15 protein-coding genes are annotated in these 19,844 nt (G+C 54.8%); 5 read left to right on the top strand and 10 right to left on the bottom strand.

Annotated elements, in window-relative coordinates; genetic code table 11:
* Positions 1 to 39: 39 nt before the first annotated feature.
* The 10 genes from symE to BZK40_RS07950 form a co-directional block, all read right to left on the bottom strand.
* Entirely contained in the window at positions 40 to 378 is a 339-nt protein-coding gene (symE, locus tag BZK40_RS08000) for an endoribonuclease SymE (RefSeq protein ID WP_079934454.1), read from the bottom strand.
* A 350-nt stretch (positions 379 to 728) separates the two neighbouring features.
* A complete protein-coding gene (locus BZK40_RS07990) occupies positions 729 to 2,081 on the bottom strand; it encodes a restriction endonuclease subunit S (protein WP_079934452.1) in 1,353 nt (450 codons plus the stop codon).
* Positions 2,078 to 3,667, bottom strand: coding sequence for a type I restriction-modification system subunit M (locus BZK40_RS07985; RefSeq protein WP_079934451.1), 1,590 nt, complete (start codon positions 3,665 to 3,667; stop codon positions 2,078 to 2,080). The genes BZK40_RS07990 and BZK40_RS07985 overlap by 4 nt, the downstream gene beginning before the upstream one ends.
* A gap of 157 nt (positions 3,668 to 3,824) precedes the next feature.
* Entirely contained in the window at positions 3,825 to 7,334 is a 3,510-nt protein-coding gene (gene hsdR / locus BZK40_RS07980; protein WP_079934450.1) for a type I restriction-modification system endonuclease, read from the bottom strand.
* Between the two features lie 178 nt (positions 7,335 to 7,512).
* A complete protein-coding gene (locus tag BZK40_RS07975; protein WP_079934498.1) occupies positions 7,513 to 8,196 on the bottom strand; it encodes a winged helix-turn-helix domain-containing protein in 684 nt (227 codons plus the stop codon).
* Positions 8,197 to 8,224: 28 nt separating this feature from the next.
* Complete coding sequence (locus BZK40_RS07970; protein ID WP_079934449.1) at positions 8,225 to 9,097, bottom strand: phosphorothioated DNA-binding restriction endonuclease; 873 nt, start codon at positions 9,095 to 9,097, stop codon at positions 8,225 to 8,227.
* Positions 9,098 to 9,596: 499 nt separating this feature from the next.
* Positions 9,597 to 10,853, bottom strand: coding sequence for an NAD(P)/FAD-dependent oxidoreductase (locus BZK40_RS07965; RefSeq protein WP_079934448.1), 1,257 nt, complete (start codon positions 10,851 to 10,853; stop codon positions 9,597 to 9,599).
* On the bottom strand, positions 10,840 to 11,094 hold the full coding sequence (locus BZK40_RS07960) for a (2Fe-2S)-binding protein (RefSeq protein ID WP_048227173.1): 255 nt from the start codon (positions 11,092 to 11,094) through the stop codon (positions 10,840 to 10,842). The genes BZK40_RS07965 and BZK40_RS07960 overlap by 14 nt, the downstream gene beginning before the upstream one ends.
* On the bottom strand, positions 11,091 to 12,194 hold the full coding sequence (locus BZK40_RS07955; protein WP_079934447.1) for an NAD(P)/FAD-dependent oxidoreductase: 1,104 nt from the start codon (positions 12,192 to 12,194) through the stop codon (positions 11,091 to 11,093). Before BZK40_RS07955 ends, BZK40_RS07960 begins: the two co-directional genes overlap by 4 nt.
* Complete coding sequence (locus tag BZK40_RS07950) at positions 12,191 to 13,132, bottom strand: 4-hydroxyproline epimerase (protein WP_079934446.1); 942 nt, start codon at positions 13,130 to 13,132, stop codon at positions 12,191 to 12,193. Before BZK40_RS07950 ends, BZK40_RS07955 begins: the two co-directional genes overlap by 4 nt.
* A gap of 308 nt (positions 13,133 to 13,440) precedes the next feature.
* On the opposite strand from BZK40_RS07950, the gene BZK40_RS07940 reads away from it, so the two are divergent.
* The 5 genes from BZK40_RS07940 to BZK40_RS07920 all read left to right on the top strand — a co-directional run bounded on the left by BZK40_RS07940 (position 13,441) and on the right by BZK40_RS07920 (position 19,572).
* Positions 13,441 to 14,256 carry an AraC family transcriptional regulator gene (locus BZK40_RS07940; RefSeq protein ID WP_008786078.1) on the top strand — a complete coding sequence of 272 codons (816 nt, stop codon included), beginning with the start codon at positions 13,441 to 13,443 and terminating at the stop codon, positions 14,254 to 14,256.
* Positions 14,257 to 14,394: 138 nt separating this feature from the next.
* Positions 14,395 to 15,315: a dihydrodipicolinate synthase family protein gene (locus tag BZK40_RS07935; protein WP_003830108.1), complete on the top strand. Its 921-nt coding sequence runs from the start codon at positions 14,395 to 14,397 to the stop codon at positions 15,313 to 15,315.
* A 14-nt stretch (positions 15,316 to 15,329) separates the two neighbouring features.
* Entirely contained in the window at positions 15,330 to 16,937 is a 1,608-nt protein-coding gene (locus BZK40_RS07930; RefSeq protein WP_079934444.1) for an aldehyde dehydrogenase (NADP(+)), read from the top strand.
* A gap of 11 nt (positions 16,938 to 16,948) precedes the next feature.
* Positions 16,949 to 18,550, top strand: a complete 1,602-nt coding sequence (locus BZK40_RS07925) for an APC family permease (RefSeq protein ID WP_079934443.1) — start codon at positions 16,949 to 16,951, stop codon at positions 18,548 to 18,550.
* 11 nt (positions 18,551 to 18,561) lie between these two features.
* On the top strand, positions 18,562 to 19,572 hold the full coding sequence (locus BZK40_RS07920) for an Ldh family oxidoreductase (RefSeq protein ID WP_079934442.1): 1,011 nt from the start codon (positions 18,562 to 18,564) through the stop codon (positions 19,570 to 19,572).
* Positions 19,573 to 19,844 lie beyond the last annotated feature (272 nt).

Genomic DNA, 19,844 nt, shown 5'->3' with positions numbered 1-19,844 from the left:
GGCACACCGCTCCCGACTCGCTGTCGGGAGCGGTGTGCGTCAGGTGGTACGTTTACCGGTAATCACATCGATAAATTCCTGTACCTGCCGTTGCTTACGCGCGGACAGTTTGCACACCCGACGCAGCGACTGCAATAACGCGGGTTCTTCCGGCTCCGGCAGTTTTGTCGTTAGCACAATGCAGCCGGGCATTACTTTGACATCGAATCTACAGCCGGTAGCGAAACCGGCGGCTTCCAGCCACTGGCCTTTCATAATAATTGCCGGAACATGCGTGTAATCCGGATAACGACTCGCATAAGTGACGGTACCCAGACGATTATTTGCCGGGGAGACTTCTGGATCGCACGGATCTGCAATAGAATGAACGGTAGTCATGATAGCTATTTCCTATGAATAGTGATTGTGATGAGCGATATGGCCGTGTTCCCGCACGGCCATATCGCGCTAAATACCTGTGCATATCATCAGTAAATAAAAGAAAAGTCCAGCTGAAAATAGACTGTAATGGGAATGTTCAGGAATAAACTGGATATATTTTTGATGGTTATGATTGCGGGAAAATAATATACACAAAATCATTCGAGTTGCATCAAGGCGGCAAGAGAACGAGTCCCCAGGAGCGTATATAAATACGTGACTGGGGTGAGCGAACGCTGCCAACGCCGAGGCAACTTGAAGGATGAAGTGTAAAAAAGCGCACCGGTGAGGTGCGCTTGAAATAAGCGTCAGGCTTTTTTACGCGAGGTTTTTTTACCGCCGCTGGCGGCGCGTTCGGCCTTGATTTTCTCCAGCAAGGCGGCGGCGCTGTTTTCACCGCTGATGAGATCCGGGTTTTCCGCACGCCACTGGGCGGTAAGCTCGCCGCGGAAGGCTTTTGCCAGGATCGACTGGGTGAGGCTGTTGACGCGGGTTAGGGCGCTGTTGACCTGTTTTTCGATGGTGTCGGCGTAGGCGAAGAGTTGTTCGATGCGACGGACGATTTCAGCTTGTTCTTGGAGTGGTGGTATATTTACGATAGCTTGTTTAACCAATTCACTTCTAATGTTTTGGACGACCCCACCCACAGCTAAACTTGAGAACTGTGTTTGGAGTTGTGATGACGACAACAGGTAATAAAAATAGTTCTTATCGATATTTTCAGGTAGGCGTAAAATAAACCATCCATCATGAACATAACCTTCTATTTCAACTATGTATGCCCTGCCAAGAGACATTGAATTTGAAAGTATAAAATCACCAGGAGTTACTTTTCTGGATTTCTTAGAGCCTTCTCTTGTTATTCTTTCTTTAGTTGAACGTATATATTTCTCGCCTTCTTTTGTATCGCCAATTTTTATCCAGTTAACACCATTCTCATCGGTGGTGATATAATCTTTAATTGGTCTTGGCGAACTGCCTCGATCTATAGTTACCAATTCTCCAAGAGTGTAAGATTTCCATATAGTTTGTAAATCAGTTAATTTTCTCCATTTATCTGTCAACCTACCACTAATAGCAGCAGTCAAAATAGCCTGACGAAAACGTTTCAGGATTTGCGGGATTTGCTCAAGACGTGCTTTGGTGCTGTCTACCTGCGCCAGCAGCGTATCGAGTTTTTCGGCGATGATTTTTTGTTCAGCGAGCGGTGGTAGAGGAAACTTATAGGATTGAACATCACTAGACTTTGCCGCTGGGTACAATGCTCCCTGAACTAACCCTGAAATTGAATCAATAAAATGACGTGAGCGAACCAGTGCAAAAATGTATCGACTCTCTACCAGAGTTGGCCGAATAACCTCGAAGCCGGTTGAGGCAATTTGTTCATCATATTTTTCGCTGACTAAAGCGACAGCATTTAAATTCGGTCTTGTTAGCGAAACAATGATGTCATGTGCTTTAATCTCTTTTCTTGCCCGGCTTGGAGCATCTTTACCAGTAAGGTGTTGAGGGTTTTCAATTACCTTGAGTTCACGATTTATGCTACCAATATCAACATAGATGAATTGCTCGCTTTCATCAGGTACTCGTTGTGAACATTTAACCGAGATATCTCCGATGGTTGTGTTTACCCACCCCTCTGGCAATTTCCCCGCACTCATTCCTTCACCTCGCCAAATTCAGCATTCAGCAACTGACGCTGCGCATCTGCCTCATCCCCCGCGCCCAGTTCGCGCATCAGCGCATCCAGCTCGCCCAGCGCCTGCACCAGCTCGCTCATCGCTTCTGCCGCCAGCACATCCGGTTCCGGCAAGCTGTCGGCGTCAATGCTGTCCTTATCCTTCAGCCAGGAGATATCCAGCGAATCGGATTTTGCGCTGCGGATCCACTCGCGGCTGAACTTACGCCAGCGGCTGGTGGCCTGGTGCTGATCGGTGTTTTTGTTCTCTTCGCTGTCGGCGACTTCGCTCTCTTCGGCGTTAAAGCTCCACTCGCCTTCGGTGCGCGGGCTTAAGCCGTGCGGGTCCACACCGTAGACGGTTTCAAACGGCTGCAGGTGCTGCTCAGTAAACGGCGTGCGCTTGCCGAAGCTCGGCATATTAGTCCGCAGGTCATACACCCACACGTCGTCGGTGCAGTTTTTATCCTGATTGGGATTGGCTACCGTGCCTTTGGTAAAGAACAGCACGTTGGTTTTGACGCCCTGAGCGTAAAAGATGCCGGTCGGCAGACGCAGGATGGTGTGCAGATGACATTTGTCCATCAGGTCGCGACGAATATCGGTACCCTTGCCGCCTTCAAACAGCACGTTATCCGGCACGACTACTGCTGCACGGCCGCCGGGGCGCAGGGTTTCGATAATATGCTGCATAAAGCACAGCTGTTTGTTGCTGGTCGGGTGGACGAAGGTGCGGGTAATGTTGGTGCCCGCGGCGCTGCCAAACGGTGGGTTGGTGGCGACGATATCGGCCTGCGGTAAATTCTCGCCGTCGCTGCCCAGCGTGTTCCCCAGACGGATGGCGCCGCCGTGGTCGAGGTTGCCTTCAATATCGTGCAGCAGACAGTTCATCAGCGCCAGACGACGGGTGCCGGGCACCAGTTCGAGGCCGATAAACGCGCGGTGGATCTGGAAATCCTGGGTATCGCCGTCAAGGTCATCCAGATCGTGAGTCTGTGATTTCACGTAACGGTCGGCTTCAATCAAAAAGCCCGCCGTACCCGCAGCCGGGTCTTGTACCACTTCACGCGGCTGCGGCTTCAGCAGATGGATAATGGTTTTGATCAGCGGACGCGGGGTGAAGTACTGGCCCGCGCCGGATTTGGTTTCGTTGGCGTTCTTCTGCAGCAGCCCTTCGTACATATCGCCGAAGTCATCGCGGGACTTGCCGTGGTTGCCATTGTACCAGTCCAGCGCGTCCATATAGCTGACCAGTTCAGTCAGCTGTTTAGGCTGTTCAATGGTGGTGCTGACATTATGGAATACCGCCTGCACCAGCTTTTTCTCATCTGAGCCTAACTGAACCAGCAGGTTACGGTAGAACTGCATCTGATCCTGACCAATACGGGATTTCAGGTCATCCCAGCGGTAGCCTTCCGGCAGGTAGTCCGCTTCCTGGCCGGTTTCTTTACACATTTTCAAAAACAGCAGCGAGGCGAGTTCATTGACGTAGTTTTGATAGGAGACGCCGCCGTCGCGCAGGTTGTCGCACAGTTTCCACAGCTTGGCGACCAGATCGTTATTGTTCATTGAAGATCCCATTTGACATGGCGACCACCATTGTGGGTCGCAAAAGTGATTGAGCGTTTCAAATGCCTGATGGCGCTTCGCTTATCAGGCCTACACGTAACCCTGTAGGCCGGATAAGGCATCGCCGCCATCCGGCGAAAACGGGGATGATACCCTCTTAAGCCAGTTCGTCCCAGATGTAATCGCTGAACTTATCCAGCACGCTGTCGAGGTTGTCGTCAAAGGTGCGTTGTAACATTGGCTTACCGCCGCGGCGGTGGAAATTGCCGGTTTTGAACACGTCGTCGTCGAGCACCACTTTCTCTTTTAGCGCCTGCGCTAAACGGTCGAGCCAGCTTAGCTGTTCGTCGCTCCAGTCGTTCTCGCCTTTGATACGCGCCAGCGCGTGGTCGACACGTTCGTCGAACGGTTTGAGCGCATCGCCCACCGCCGCACGACGGATATGGCCAATCAGCCTGGCGGCGATATCCTGATTGCGCGTTGCTTTCCACGCGCTGCGCAGGGAGGACTCTTCAAAATGCTGGCGGTCAAACCACTCCTGCAATTCCACCAGCCCTTTACGGGTGAGGTCGCGCGGGCGATTGATCACCGCCTGCAGCGCCGGCTGGGCGTTAGGAGCGTGTTGCACCAGCGCATCGAAGGCTTCGAGGAAATCCTGCGGCGTGTCGTAATCGCCGTACAGCGATTTGACGCTTACCACCTCATCGTCAATATCGAGGAAAATAGGGGCCTCGCGCAGGGCGTTGATATCGGTTTTAAGCCTTTCGAGGCGGGCGATAAAGCCGGGAAGCTTATTGAAAATCTCGGCGCTCCAGTGCGGCCCTTTTTCCCGCAGGCGTGAGGCCAGGCCGCCGAAGTTAACGCCCGCGGCATCCAGGCATAGCTCGTCCAGGCGGCGGACCTGCTTATCCACCGTTTCGCTGCGATCGCGGTTATAGGTGGCGAGGCCGATGATTCGCTGCAGCTTGGCGACCAGCTGTTCATGGCTGTGTTCGGCAAAACTGCGGCCATCCGCTTCGATGGTTTTGTAGGTTTCTGAGTCGGTAATTTCGTTGACCAGCGTTTGCAGTTCCACCTGCGGACGCACAACCACCGGACGCATGGTGTCGACGCTTTCCAGCGAGCTGTAGATATCGACGCAGTCGAAAATCTTAAAGCTGGTTTTCCCTACTGACGGGCACAGACGCGTGGCGCGCCCCTTCATCTGCTCGTAGAGAATGCGGCTTTTGACTTTGCGCAGGAACACAATATTACAGATAGACGGAATATCCACGCCGGTGGTCAGCAGATCGACGGTGACCACGATATTCGGCAGCCGCTCTTTGTTGAAGCGGACGATCATGCTTTGCACTTTCTTCGCGTCTTTATCGGCGTCACCAGTGATCTTGATGATCGCGTCGTGTTCCAGCTGCGGGTACTTTTTCTTAAACGCGGTGCGCAGCTCGTCCACCACCATATCGGCATGGGCGTTGGTGACGCAGAACACCAGCGTTTTTTGCTGCCCGGTGGGATCCAGGTATTTGGTCAGCTCACCGCATACCGCGCGGTTAAACGCCGGGATCACCAGGCCACGGTTAAAATCAGCGACCTCAAAATCCTGATCGTCAGCCAATGTGTCGTTGATCAGCTCGCCCTGCGGGTTCAGGCGTTCCACCTGTTCACCCTCGGAAAGATAGACCCCATCCTGCGCGTTGCGGGTGACGATCTTAATCGGCGGATCCTGGTCAATCAAGTAGCCGTCGATCACCGCCGTACGGTAGGTGTAGCGGTAAACCGGCTCGCCGAAAATATCGACCGTGTGCAGCGCTGGCGTGGCGGTCAGGGCAATTTTTACCGCATCGAAGTGATCGAGAATGCGACGGTAGGCGGAAACGTAATCCAGCTGACTGCGGAACTGCAGCTCGCCTTCGGTCTGCTCTTTATCGAGAATGTAGCCGCGGTGCGCTTCATCGACGACGATACAGTCGTAGCGGCCGACTGGCATCGGTTCATCAGATTGCAGCGTGCGTTTGACCAGTGACTGCACCGTGGCGACGTGAATTTTGGTGCTGTCTTCCGGGAATTTGTCGGTCAAGCCTTTGATATCAAAAATGCTGTTAAAGGTATCGCCGTTAATGCGTGTGTCTTCAAACGACCCCAGCGCCTGCTCGCCGAGCGAGCGACGGTCGACTAGGAACAGCACGCGTTTGAAACGCTGCGACTGGATCAGGCGGAACATCAGGGCGATGGCGGTACGGGTTTTACCGGTACCGGTCGCCATCGCCAGCAGAATTTCTTGCTGGCCGTTAACGATAGCCTTTTCTACCGCACGGACGGCATCTTCCTGGTAATAGCGCAGGCCGAGTTCGCTCATTCCGGGGTTTTCAGCAAACCACTGGTTTTGTTTCTGCGGGTCGCTGCCCAGCATATCCAGCAGCTCTTCCGGGCGATGCCATTCCGGCAGCGCTTTTGACATGTTGGTGGTGTGGCGGACGTCGCGATACCAGATGCCGCTTTTGGTCTTCATCGCCGCGCGGTATTCGCGCCCGTTGGTGGAGTAGCAGAAAGGGATTTTAAAGCGCTGTTTACCGCTGGTGTCCTGCCAGCTGATTTCATACTCGGGCACGGCTTCGTGTACGTCGTCGGGAGCGTAGTGCTCCAGCAGCGTGTCGCGTAAGAAGGCGTTATCGAAGTATTTGCTGTAGCGGTAAGATTCATTGAGCTTGCTGGGTACATCGGTATTTTTGCGTTTAGCTTCAACGACGGCAATGGGCTTAAGGCCAACGAACAGCACGTAATCGGCAAAGCCTGTTTTACCCGTTTCATCTGTACCGGTCGGCCATTCGGCTATCGCTTTGTTGACGCCGGGTTCCGGGCGAGCGCCTTTGGCAAAGCGTAACGTTTTGCTATCAGCCTGCCAGCCCGCTTTACGCAACTGGGCGTCAATCAGGAAGCGACTCTCTTCTTCGCTGAGATTCAGCGTGCGCTTGATAGCCTGGTCGGTGATCTCTTTGTGATAGGCCTTACGTTCCTGCTCGGTCTGTTTTGCTAACTCGGCATTTTTGGCAGCGAGCTGTGCTTCCAGGGCAGCCACGCGGGCTTTGGTCTGGGCTTCGGTTTCCTGCTGTTTGCCCTCAAGGATGGCAATGTAGCCGTTGAGCGCAACCAGTCTTTGCTGCTGAGCTTCCAGCTCGGCCTGGCTGTGTACTTTTTCCTGTGTCTGCTGCTCCAGCTGTTGTTTGAGAGTGAGAACCTCGGCGTGGTAGCGATCCTCGCCGTGTTCAGGCATCACAAACGTTGGCACCGGGAAATCGTAATCTTTGGTCACCAGCCGGTAGTACCAAACGGCAAGACGGAATCCGAGGCGCAGACACATCTGGGCATCATCGAGATCGTTATGGTATTCGTGAACGGCCTGATTACCGATACGGCGCAGCTTATGGAAAACGGAAAGAATGCTGTCGTCAATGAAGGCGATTTTGCCCAGCTCACGCAGCAGGTCGTGCTGGTTTTCGCAGGGAGGAATATCCAGTAATAACCCCAGGTGTTTGGCCGTCGCTTCGCCAAACATGCGCATTTTTACCAGTGTCGTATTCGGGTCGTCGGGGTAGTTGTTTTCCGCCGCGCAGGCAATGGCGTAAGTGAAATCGTTTACGCCTTTCAGGAAATCGAAGTTGGATTTGTTCATGCACGTTCCGCGTTCAGGCCAGCCTTTGGGATGCTGACGTATTAGGATAATCCGTTAATGGAGGAGGCATCAGTGCATGCTACCTCTCTCCAGTTGTACATTCAATCGTCAGAATTTAATGTAACTCACTATTTTGTAAGTATGTTATCAACTTCCTGCCCCACTTATTGTTCTGTGTTTAACAGGCAGTACTCACTTGTTCCTGTTTTTGTGCTTTTTTCATTAAGGTTTTTAATGCCTCAATAGTGAGTGAGGGTTTTTGTCTGTGGATCATGGCATGGCAATTGGGGCAGACAGGGCGAAGGTCTTTTACGGGATCCAGTTTGTAGCGCTCTCCAATATCAGACAGCGGAGTAATATGGTGGACGTGAATATAGTCCTTCCCGGTTTCACCATATGTTTCCTCAAAATCCATATTGCACACGCTGCACTGACAGCCGTAATGATCTATGCATTTGTCTCTTGCCGTTTTACTACGTTCGTATTTGTTTACTTTGATTTGCTTTACGGCACCTTCGTAAAAGGTTTCTGGAACATCATCTGGATAATCGATATTTAATCGGGTGGAAAGCGATTCTGCCTTTTTGATGCCATCTGGCGTGAGCTTCCAGACACCAAGGCCTGATTCTTTTGCATTGTGGAGATACTTGTAGTCAACAAGCTTTTTTCTCGCCCATTGGACCATGTTGTTCCATTGAGGGCGATTAGTATCATCAGGGAGTAACATGTTCATTTCTTCGTTTGTCAGGCCGAACTCTTTGCCCAACGGCTCGTAACATGAGGAGGAACTTACTTCTCCCCCTCTGGTGTAAATATTTAAAAGCAGGGGGATTTCTATCTCTTTATAACTTGGAAACGACATGTTGATCACCATCAATGGATTAATATTTTTATGTCCTGAAAACTTCTTGTTGATGCCACTCAATAAATTTGTCTTGAGGATAGTCCTCTTTATTTTTTGGAAGATGAATCTGAACTCCTGAAAAGTCCCAAAATAGCCTGGAGACAATATTACTGCCATTTACTGCAGACGAAATTCGTACCCGCATACTTTCATCCAGCCCAATCGAACCTTTATCAAAGGCTTTATGATGAATTGCACACAGCGCCAGGCCGTTTGAAATCTCGCATGGGCCGCCGTGCTGTTTCCATTTGATATGGGCGGCTTCCAGGGCGACTGAGGTGCTGTCGTGGCGCATATTGAAGCCGCAGATGGCGCATTCATAGTTATAGGCACGCAGAACCTGCTGGCGGAACAATGGGGCCCGCTGTTTGCGGATTTGCAGGATATCAAATCCCAGTTCATCCGCGATCTCTTCCTGGATGCTTTCGGTGAAGTGAGCCTCGAGAATTTGCTGTGCCAGGGTGTTAATGAGGTTTTTGCTCTTTTTCAGCAGGGCAAAATGCTGTTCATCAAAACCTCCGGCAACGTTATGCGTCACCAGTTCTCCGGCGGGGGGCTGTTTGCTGCTGCCGGATGTTGAGCAATGCTCGGCGTTTTGTAGTTCCCAGAACCTATCTCCCTGTAAGCGCCAGAAGGGCATATCGGGGCGGTACTGCGCGCGCTGTGGCCCAAATCGCTCCAGCAGGCTATGCAACGAGTCGCGAACTTCCGACCCGTAGTCAAACAGGCGACCGTGACCCTGCTGATACCCCGCCAGCACGTGAAGCAGCAGTAGGGGCTTGTGCGGCGCGCGCTGCTCGCCTTTACGCCAGATGGTGATGTCGGCAATTGCCTGTTGCAGGGATTTACTGGAAGTCATTGATTTCATTTTCGGGTAAATAATTGCGATGATGCTCGCAAAATATCACTTAATCAAGCATTGCTGTGTCTATTTCGGCCAACACTAAAAACAATATTCATTATCGAATTCGCAGATTAAATGAAAAACTTTTTTCGCCATATTATTTTTTAGTTATTCATGCTTATTCATAGGGGGGGGTATAAGAATAAACCTTGCTTTAGTAAGTGTTATTTTTCTAACTATACGAAAAGAAAAGATTATTTCCTGGGGTGTTATGCTGGTTTCTGCTTGTTAATAAAAGCAATATCGGTAATTTGAAGTGTTGGGTTTATCATATTTTAAATATGCATTACATTCCCTTTATATTTTTGAATGTTTGGCAGAAATAGGATGCTCGGTTCCCAATACACAGAGCGAAATAGATATGGGTGAAGATAAAAATTATTCCCTTTGACGAAACGGTCTACGGATACACCACATTAAAAAAGGCGCCAGTGGGCGCCTTTATACCTGACCATCAGCCCTCTGGCTTTGCGAGATGGATAAGCGTGTCGACACGAGCGGGGGAGAGCGGTTCGCGCGGCTGCGGCAGCGGCCAGCCGTACAGCCAGCGGGCGCTGGTGGCGCAGACTTTCCCCTGACAGGCCCCCATTCCACAGCGTGAGGCGAGCTTTGCAGCCTGCCAGCTTTCGGCGTTTTGCACGTCGCCACAACGAATATCCTCACAACGGCAGAGTAGCGTATCCGCGGTGGTCGCGGCTTTTAGCGACTCCGGCAGCGCAAACGTCGTATGCAACGCCTGGGCAAAACGCTGCCAGCGGGTGCGCGCGGAGATGGCGCTTTGGGCCTTTTGCGGACAATTTGCGGCGGCGTAGCCGGCAATTTCTCCCTCGGCTAACGCCAGCTCGCTGCCGCCAAAGCCGGTGCATTCTCCTGCCGCATAGATATCCTGCACGCTGGTGCGTTGCTCCGCGTCGACCCAAATAGCCTGATTTTCTGTTTTGCAGCCAAAGATTGCGGCAGGTTCTATATTCGGTACCAGCCCATAGCCAATGGCCAGCCTGTCGCAGACGATCTCCCGGGTTTGCCCCTGGTGGCGCACGGTCACTGACTGCAGACAGGTATCACCCTGCGCTTGGATGACCTGGCTTGCCGGATGATAGCGGGCTGGAAAGAGCTCGCCGAACTGACGCAATTTTTCAGGCCAGCGCCATAGCCCGGTTGCGAAACGGGCCAGTGCGCTCATCGGGGCCTGTTCGATGATGGCGACAATATTCCCGCCAGCGCGTTTCACTGTACTGGCGACCGCCAGCAGAAGAGGACCGCTGCCTGCAATGACCACGCGTTCCCCCTTGAGTTGCAGGCCATGTTTTATCTGCGCCTGCAGGCCTCCGGCCCCCGTCACATTGGGTAGCGTCCAGCCGGGAAAAGGCAGCGAGAGTTCTCTGGCGCCGCAGCATAAAATCAGCCGCTGCCAGCGGATTTCGCCGCAGTCGCCTGCGGTTTCAAAGACTACGGAATGTGGGGTGGGGCGGGCAATTAGCCGGGCACCGCTCAGCAGTGTGATGTTGGGATGTTCAGCTACCGCCTGACGAAGCCGCCTGGCGTGCCGGGGGAGCGAAACCTGCGGCCCGTCGCGCCAGATTTGCCCGCCGGGGCGCGGGTTATCATCAAGGATTATCACCAATTTTCCACAGCGTGCGGCAGCCAGTGCCGCCGACAATCCGGCAGGCCCTGCGCCAAGGATCAGGATCTCACTGTCAACGCTTTGCATGATGGCTCCTTTCAATCACCATTTCGGGCTGGCATTCCGTCTGGCAGGCCAGTACCCGGTGCCCGTTCACCGTGACGCGGCACTCCTGACACACCCCCATTCCGCAGAAGGGCGCGCGCAGTTGACCACTCACCGAACGACGGGTCACGCCGTTGCCCACCAGGACCAGTGCTGCTGCAATACTCATTCCGACGGGAACCTCACAGGTCTGGCCGTCGATAATTACGTTCAGGGTTGTCATGCGATGGCCTCCTGCTTGTGCAGGCGAGCGGGGAGCCAGGCATCCGGGGACACCGCCGGGCGCTCGCCAAGGATCTGGGCGCAAAGTAACTCGGCGGTTGCTGGCGCGGTTGTGACGCCCAGTCCTTCATGTCCCAGCGCCAGCCAGATACCCGGACGCGCAGGATGTGGGCCAATCAGCGGGTTGCCGTCAGCCGATGCCGCGCGAAAACCACTCCAGCAACGGATGATATTTAGCGTCTCCAGAGAGGGTAAAAAATGGCGCGCTCGCGCCAGCATCTGTGCCAGCAGGGGGAGGTCAACCTCGCGGTCGGTGTTATCAAACTGGCGGGAGGAGCCAATCAGCAACTGTCCGGTGGGGCGTGGCTGAATGTTAAATGCCACTGAGGTGCCGCCTGCATGGGCGCTGGCACCGTATCCCAACTCTACCAGCTGGTGGCTGAGCAAGGGGCCGTAGCGGTCGGTGATCGCCAACTGACCTTTTTTGGGTCTGAGCCAGTTTTCACCCAGCAGCGTGTTGGCACCCAGACCGCTGGCGATGACGATGGCGCGCGCGCGCAGTCGTTTGCCGCTGTGTAGGGTGACGTAAGGGGCATCAACAGTGAGGGCGCTATCCCGAAGGTGCGTTAGATCGGCATCGTTAATAAACCAGCGGGCGACGTTTGGGGCGTAAACTATCCCGTCGCCGGGGACCCACAGCCCGCCAGTGAGTCCGGTGGTGAGCAGCGGTTCGCGCGCGGCAAGCCGATCGCGGGTCTGCATTTCGCTGACAACCTGGTATTGTGCCATTCGTTGTTTTTTTTCTTCTGCCAGCGCAAGCTCTTGCGGCGTTTCCGCCAGCCACAGCGTGCCGCATCCGCGCCAGGCACAGCTTTCCGGCATCCGGGGTGTCAGTTTGCGCCAGCTTGCCAGAGACCAGGCGGAGAGTGCGAGCTCCGCAGGATCGTCATCCATGCACACCAGGTGACCCATACCCGCCGCCGTCGCGCCCGCATTGCCGTCATCGACCAGCGTGACTCTCTGTCCGCGAGCGGCCAGTTGCCAGGCGCAGGCGGCCCCGATAATCCCGGCACCGATGACGATGACGTCACTTTCGATCACAGCGAGATCCCCCAGCAGAACGGATCTTCAGGATTGAGGATCAGCTTGTTATCACCACAGACCCATGCCTCTCCGCGGATCGTCGGGACGATCTTGTCGCCATGCGGCACGAAATGCGCCGTAAATTCGCTGCCGATGATGCTCGCCTGCCGCCAGGATTCTCCGGATTTGAGTTTTCCGTCCTCTGCCAGACAGGCCAGCTTAGCGCTGGTGCCGGTGCCGCAGGGCGATCGATCCCAGGCTTTACCGGGGCAGAGTACAAAGCTGCGGCTGTCCGCGCGATCATCTTCTGCAAACAGTTCGATGTGATCGATAATGCCGTCATGTTCGCCACGGATGCCTGCACGATCTAACCCTTCACGGATTGCCCATGCGTACTCCGTCAATTCAGGGATCTTTTCCGGCGAGACCGCGAACGGATGATCGTTGACGAGGAAGAACCAGTTGCCGCCCCAGGCGATATCACCCGTTACCGTACCGTGGATGGTTTCAACCTGTACCTGCTTACGCCAGCGGTAGGCCGGCACGTTTTCGACCGAGACGCTGCCGTCTTCGTGCAGCGCGGCGGTCACATCGCCCACCGGCGTTTCAATCAGATGTTTACCGGGTTGAATGCGTCCAAGCCATGCCAGCGAGGCAATCAGCCCGATGGTGCCGTGACCGCACATGTTCAGAAAGCCGCAGTTGTTAAAGAAGATAACTCCCGCCGTGGCCTGTGGCGAAACCGGTTCACAGAGCAATGCACCGACCAGAACGTCGTTACCGCGTGGCTCAAGAATAATGGCTTTACGCCAGTCGTCGTAGTCGCGGGAAAAGCGCTCGCGACGCTCGCTCATGTTCCCCGTTCCCAGATCCGGAAAGCCGTCGATGACCAGGCGAGTGGGTTCACCGCCGGTGTGAGAATCAATCACTCTCAGTTCACTGTACTGTGCTGTCATAGGATCTCCGGAAAGTTAATATTATGTTGCTAAATGCTGACGCAAGCTTTGCATCCCTGCTTGATCGCTTTCGTCACCGTAAATGACGAAATCAGCATAATGGCCGCTGTCATCGTTAAGGCGATATCATATTTATTTGTTATTAATCATTTTGTTAGTGGTGTGGTAAACCAAAAAAGGCAACCACGCCAGTGGCTGGAAAAGGGGAAATTATAAATCTACGGCAGGATCGCAAAACGCAGTAAGGATGCTTGCTGAGTTAACGAAAAGTTAATAAATATTCAGATCACTAATCGGGAGGAAGCGTGATGTCCTGTGTGATTAATGATGTGCGGGCCCCGTCGCCGGTGCCTGAAGTGGCTGAACTTAGCCAGATATGTGAGGGGTTGGCGCGTCAGCGTCCGGACAATATCCAGACGTTGCTCCATGCGATGGCATTGATTGCGCCGCTGCTCAATGCTATTCCGAATGTGGTCTTTTTTATCAAAGATGTGCAGGCCCGCTATTTGATGGTCAATATGACCCTGGCACGTCGCTGCGGGTTTAAGACGGTGGTTTCTCTGCTGGGTAAAACCTCTGCCGATGTTTTCCCTTCAGCGCTTGGGCTGGGCTATACCGAGCAGGATATGCGGGTGCTGCGCGAAGGGGTAACGCTGCGCGATCAGCTGGAAATGCATCTCTACAACGGTCGTGAACGCGGCTGGTGTTTGACCCAGAAGCTGGCGCTGCGGGATGCGCAGGGCCAGGTCATCGGTATGGCGGGGATTTCACACGATCTGCAGGAAGCGCAGGCGCGTCACCCGGCGTGGCAGCGGCTGGCGATCGTCGACGATCATATCCGCAACCATTATCACCGTCCCATCGCGATGGAGGAGTTAACCGCCCTGAGCGGCATGTCGGTGGCGCAAATTGAGCGCTACTGTAAGCGTATTTTTCATCTCACGCCGCGCCAGATGATCCACAAAGTTCGGCTGGAAAAAGCCACCGAACTGCTGGCGGGCGATACGCCGATTACCGATATTGCGTTGCAGTGCGGTTATACCGATCACAGCGCGTTTAGCCGCCAGTTTAAGGCGATGACGGGCTCTACGCCGCGTGATTTTCGCATTACGCTTGCCGGGTAAGACACACTCACTGTGCTAATTTCGTCATCAAAGAGGAAGAAAACCACCAAGCAGTCGGTCGCCTGAAACGTCAATCTGTCAGTGAATATTCACCATTCATTCACTTTAAATTAACAAATTGACGACAAGGAACCGAACATGAGCAAGAAAGCCATTCACTGGAGCGGTGTATTCCCGGCAGTCAGCACCCAGTTTCGTAGCGATTATTCCCTGGATCTGGATGCCACCCATACGGTGATGAAAAACCTGGTCAAGGATGGTGTTTCTGGCCTGGTGGTGTGCGGCAGCGTGGGGGAGAACACCTCTCTGACCACGCAGGAAAAGCTGCAGATCATCGAAGTAGCGAAAGATGCAGCGGGCGGTCAGATCCCAGTCATTGCGGGGGTGGCCGAATTCACCACCGCGTTTGCACAGAAGATGGCGAAAGAGGCAGAGCGCGTAGGCGTCGACGGTATTATGGTGATGCCTGCGCTGGTGTATTCCTCAAAACCGCATGAAACAGCGGCCCACTTCCGCAGTGTGGCTACGGCTACCGACCTGCCTATCATGGTGTACAACAACCCGCCGATTTACAAAAACGACGTGACGCCGGATATCCTGGCGACGCTTGCCGACTGCGACAACATCGTCTGTTTCAAAGACTCCTCCGGCGATACCCGCCGTTTTATCGACCTGCGTAACTCTGTTGGCGACCGCTTTGTGCTGTTCGCTGGGCTGGATGATGTGGTGGTCGAGAGCATTGCCGTTGGGGCGGAAGGCTGGATCTCCGGAATGTCGAACGCCTTCCCGCGTGAAGGGGAGACGTTGTTCCGCCTGGCGAAACAACAGCGTTATGAGGAAGCGATGGCGCTTTACCGCTGGTTTATGCCGTTGCTGCATCTGGATGCGCGCCCGGATCTGGTGCAGTGCATCAAGCTCTGTGAAGAATTGCTGGGGCGTGGCAGCGCCATTACCCGTCCACCGCGTCTGGCGCTGGAAGGGGATACCCGTGCGCAAGTGGTGGCGATTGTTGAGAAGGCGCTGGCGACCCGTCCACAGCTGCCGGATGTTGGCCTTTAAGTAAAGGAGTGATGATGACGCGACCTCTCTCTGTTTCGGGTCAGCAGTTTATCGCCGGACGCCGCGTGGCAAGCGGTGAGGCGACGCTGCCAAGCCTGCGTGCCGCTGACGGCAAGCTGACCGGATACCATTTTTACCCGGCCTCTCATGAGGAGGCCGCCGCCGCGGCGGAGGCGGCTGACCAGGCGTTTCCTGTCTATTCACAGACAGCGCCAGACGTGCGTGCCCGCTTTCTCGACACCCTTGCCGACGAGCTGGATTTGCTCGGTGAGGATTTTTTCGCCATAGCCCACCAGGAAACGGCGCTGCCGCTGGCGCGGTTACAGGGAGAGCGCACCCGTACCAGTAATCAGCTGCGCATGTTTGCCGGGGTGCTGCGTCGGGGCGATGCCTTTGGCGTACGCATTGATACCGCACTCCCTGACCGCCAGCCGCTGCCGCGCCCGGACCTGCGTCAGTATCTGACCGCGCTTGGCCCGGTGGCGGTGTTCGGGGCCAGCAATTTTCCGCTGGCCTTTTCTACGGCGGGAGGCGATACCGCATCCGCGCTGGCGGCGGGTTGTCCGGTGGTGGTGAAAGCCCATCCCGGACATATGGCGACGGCGGAATTGACTGCCCAGGCGATTGTGCGTGCGGTCGCGGCATCTGGCCTGCCTGCGGGCGTTTTTAACATGATTTTCGGCACCGATATTGGCGCGGATCTGGTTCGCCATCCGGCGATTCAGGCGGTGGGTTTTACCGGTTCGCTGCGCGGCGGTAAGGCGCTCTGGCAGCTGGCGCAGCAGCGTCCGCAGCCGATCCCCGTCTTTGCGGAAATGTCGGCCATTAACCCGCTGATTATTCTGCCGCAGGCCGTCGCCACGCGGGCAGAAACGCTGGCCAATGAGCTGGTGTCCTCTTTCACTTTGGGATGTGGGCAGTTTTGTACCAAGCCGGGGCTGATCCTTGTCTTACGCGGCGAGGGTATGTCCCGCTTCACGCAGGCGCTGAAGGTCGCGGTTGACCAGGCACCGGCACAGATCATGCTGAATGCCCCGACGCTTGCCCATTATGAAGAGGGTATCAGCGCGCTTGAGGCACATCCGCATATTCAGCGTCTGGCTGGGTCTGATGAATCGGTTATCGGCCGCGCGCAGGCCCGGTTGTATCAGGCTCCGGCTTCGCTGCTGCTGGCACAGGATCCGCTGCTACAGCAGGAGGTGTTTGGCCCGCTGGCGGTGTTGGTCGAGGTGGCCGATGAGGCGGAGTTGCAGTCCATTTTGCGTGTGATTCCGGGCCAACTGACGGCTACTGTGCACGCTGAATCTGATGATGGGCCGCTGGCGCAGCGCCTGCTGCCAGCCCTCACTGAAAAAGCGGGACGCGTTTTGTTTAACGGTTATCCAACCGGTGTCGAGGTTTGTGATGCCATGGTGCACGGTGGTCCGTGGCCTGCCACCACCGATGCTCGCGGTACCTCGGTAGGGACGCAATCCATCGACCGTTTTTTACGCCCGGTATGCCTGCAAAATGTGCCTGCCGCGCTGCTTCCGCCTGCTGTCCAGGATGACAACCCTCTGAACCTGCTGCGCCTGATTAACGGGCAGTGGACCCGGGAAGCCATTTCCCCCTCTGTTGACTGAAGGGCATGACCATGACGATTCACTCTACGCACCAAACACAGGCCCGCGTTGCTGAGGTGGGTAAATTTAAAAAGCAGCTAACGCTAACCGACCTAACGTTTATTGGGCTTGGGGCTATCTTCGGTTCCGGCTGGCTGTTTGCCGCAAGCCATGTGGCATCGATTGCCGGACCTGCGGGCATTGCCTCGTGGGTCATCGGCGGGATTGCCGTTCTGCTGTTAGGGATTGTCTATTGTGAGCTGGGCGCGGCACTGCCTCGTGCCGGGGGGATTATCCGTTATCCGGTCTTTTCCCACGGTGAGTTGATGGGGTATCTGCTTGGATTTATTACGCTGATTGCGTTTTCAAGCCTCATCTCCATAGAGATTGTTGCTGCGCGGCAGTATGCGGCAGCATGGTTCCCGATGCTGACTCAAACTGGTTCAAGCGACCCAACGTTGCTGGGATGGGTGGTGCAGTTTTTGCTGCTGTGTTTGTTCTTCGGGCTGAATTACTACAGTGTAAAAACGTTTGCCCGTTCCAATAACATCATCAGTATTCTGAAATTTTTGGTGCCGCTAGCGGTCGTTGTGACGCTATTTACCTTTTTCAAACCTGAGAACCTGCACGTTCAGGGGATTGCACCCTTTGGTATGTCGGGCGTTGAGGCTGCGATTAGCGCCGGTGGGATCATCTTCGCCTACCTGGGGTTGACGCCAATTATTTCTGTAGCGAGTGAAGTAAAGAATCCGCAGCGTACCATCCCGGTGGCGCTGATTTTATCCGTGGTGCTGTCGACGATTATTTACGTGCTGTTGCAGCTGGCATTTCTTGGCAGTATTCCGACCGAAATGCTGGGTGGCGGCTGGGCGGAGATCAGCAAGCAATTTTCGCTGCCGTACCGGGATATCGCCATTACGCTCGGTATGGGCTGGCTGGCGTTTATGGTGGTGTGCGACGCGATTGTCTCCCCAAGTGGTACCGGCAATATCTACATGAACGCCACGCCGCGCGTGATTTATGGCTGGGCGAAAGCAGGCACCTTCTTTAAGACGTTTACTCACATCGATAAAGAGTCTGGCATTCCGCGTCCGGCGCTGTGGCTGACCTTTGCATTGTCTATCTTCTGGACATTGCCGTTCCCGTCATGGGAACAGCTGATAAGCGTGGTGTCGGCGGCGCTGGTACTGAGCTACGCCATTGCCCCGGTCACGGCGGCGGGGCTACGTCGTAATGCACCGGATTTGCCGCGCCCATTCCGCGTGCGTGCCTTCGGGATTATCGGTCCGGTGTCGTTTGTGATTTCGGCACTGATTGTATTCTGGTCTGGCTGGGGCACGCTGTCATGGCTGCTGGGACTGCAGATTGTGATGTTTGTCGTCTATGTGCTTTGCAAATCAAAAGTGCCGGTACACACCGTGAGTCTGGCGCAGCAGGTGAAATCGTCTCTGTGGCTTATCGCCTTCTACGCGCTGATTATGCTCTTCTCCTGGCTGGGTAGTTTTGGGGGCACAGGGGTGATTGGTCATCCGTGGGATACGGTGGTGGTAGCGGTGATGTCGCTGGGAATTTACTACTGGGGTGAGCGAACCTGTCTGCCGCGGGCTAACTTTACCGGTGATGAAGAAGAGTAAAGGAGTCGGTCATGGAGATGGTAAACCTCTCGTTAACAGAGGCTTATGCGCTGGCATATAAGGTGCTGCGCGGGAACGGATTCAGTGAAGCGCATGCCGTGGCGATCGCGACAAACGTGACCCACGGTGAGCGTGATGGCTGTGCCTCGCATGGTTTGTGGCGGTTGCTGGGGATTGTGGCGACGCGACGTAAAGGAAAGGTGTCACCTGACGCTGAGCCGGTTATCACCGATACCGCGCCGGCCATTGTGAAGGTGGACGCCGGTGGGGCATTTTCCCTGCTGGCATTCGAGCGCGCGCTTCCACTGCTGATAGAAAAGGCGCGCCACAGCGGTATTGCAGCCCTGGCGATTAACCGCTGTGTGCACTTTTCGGCGCTGTTTGCCGACGTTGAGCCGCTCACGGAGGCGGGGCTGGTGGCGCTGGCGACGACGCCCAGCCATGCGTGGGTTGCTCCCGCAGGCGGGACGCAGCCGCTTTTTGGCACTAACCCGATAGCATTTGGCTGGCCGCGTGAAGAAAAATCCCCGTTTATCTTCGACATGGCCACCAGTGCGGCGGCACGGGGAGAGATCCAACTCCATCAACGGGCGGGAAAAGCGGTGCCGGAAGGGTGGGGGATTGACGGTGACGGTCAGGCCACTACCGACGCGCAGGCGATTCTCGACGGCGCGATGTTGACGTTTGGCGGGCATAAAGGGTCGGCACTGGCGGCAATGGTGGAACTGCTTGCCGGACCGCTCATCGGCGATATGACCAGCGCGGAATCGCTGGCGTGGGATAAGGGGGCTGGCGGGTTGCCCTATGGTGGCGAGCTGATTCTGGCCCTGGACCCGGCCCGCTTTCTGGGACAGGAGGCTCCGCAGCATCTGGCACGTGCCGAGAGACTCTTTGCAGATATGCAGCGGCAAGGAGCGCGTTTGCCGGGCGAGCGTCGCTATCATTCCCGTACGCGTACAACTCGTGACGGTGTGGAAATAGCCCATTCGCTGTTCAAGGATATATCTGCGTTAGTGAAATAATTATTGGTATTATCGCGATAACAGGAGGGATGATGTCCCTCCTGTTATACGTTTATATAAATAGTTACTGTGATTAGCGATGCGCAGGTGTTGGCGAACCTTCGTATCGCGCTAATAAAACCCCTGTAAATTTCCCCAGTAATCTTCGGTAAGTCCAGATGTAAATAAGATGAAATAAGCGCGAATAGCATGCTTTTGGAATAAATAGAAAACGCCTTCATCCCAATAAATCCGGTATTATTCATCGTATTTATTCATTATCTTTCACGCGC

Source organism: Citrobacter portucalensis (assembly GCF_002042885.1).
Classification (GTDB): domain Bacteria; phylum Pseudomonadota; class Gammaproteobacteria; order Enterobacterales; family Enterobacteriaceae; genus Citrobacter; species Citrobacter portucalensis.
The sequence above is the reverse complement of the archived record's forward strand: the minus strand, read 5'-3'. Positions and strand labels throughout refer to the sequence as shown.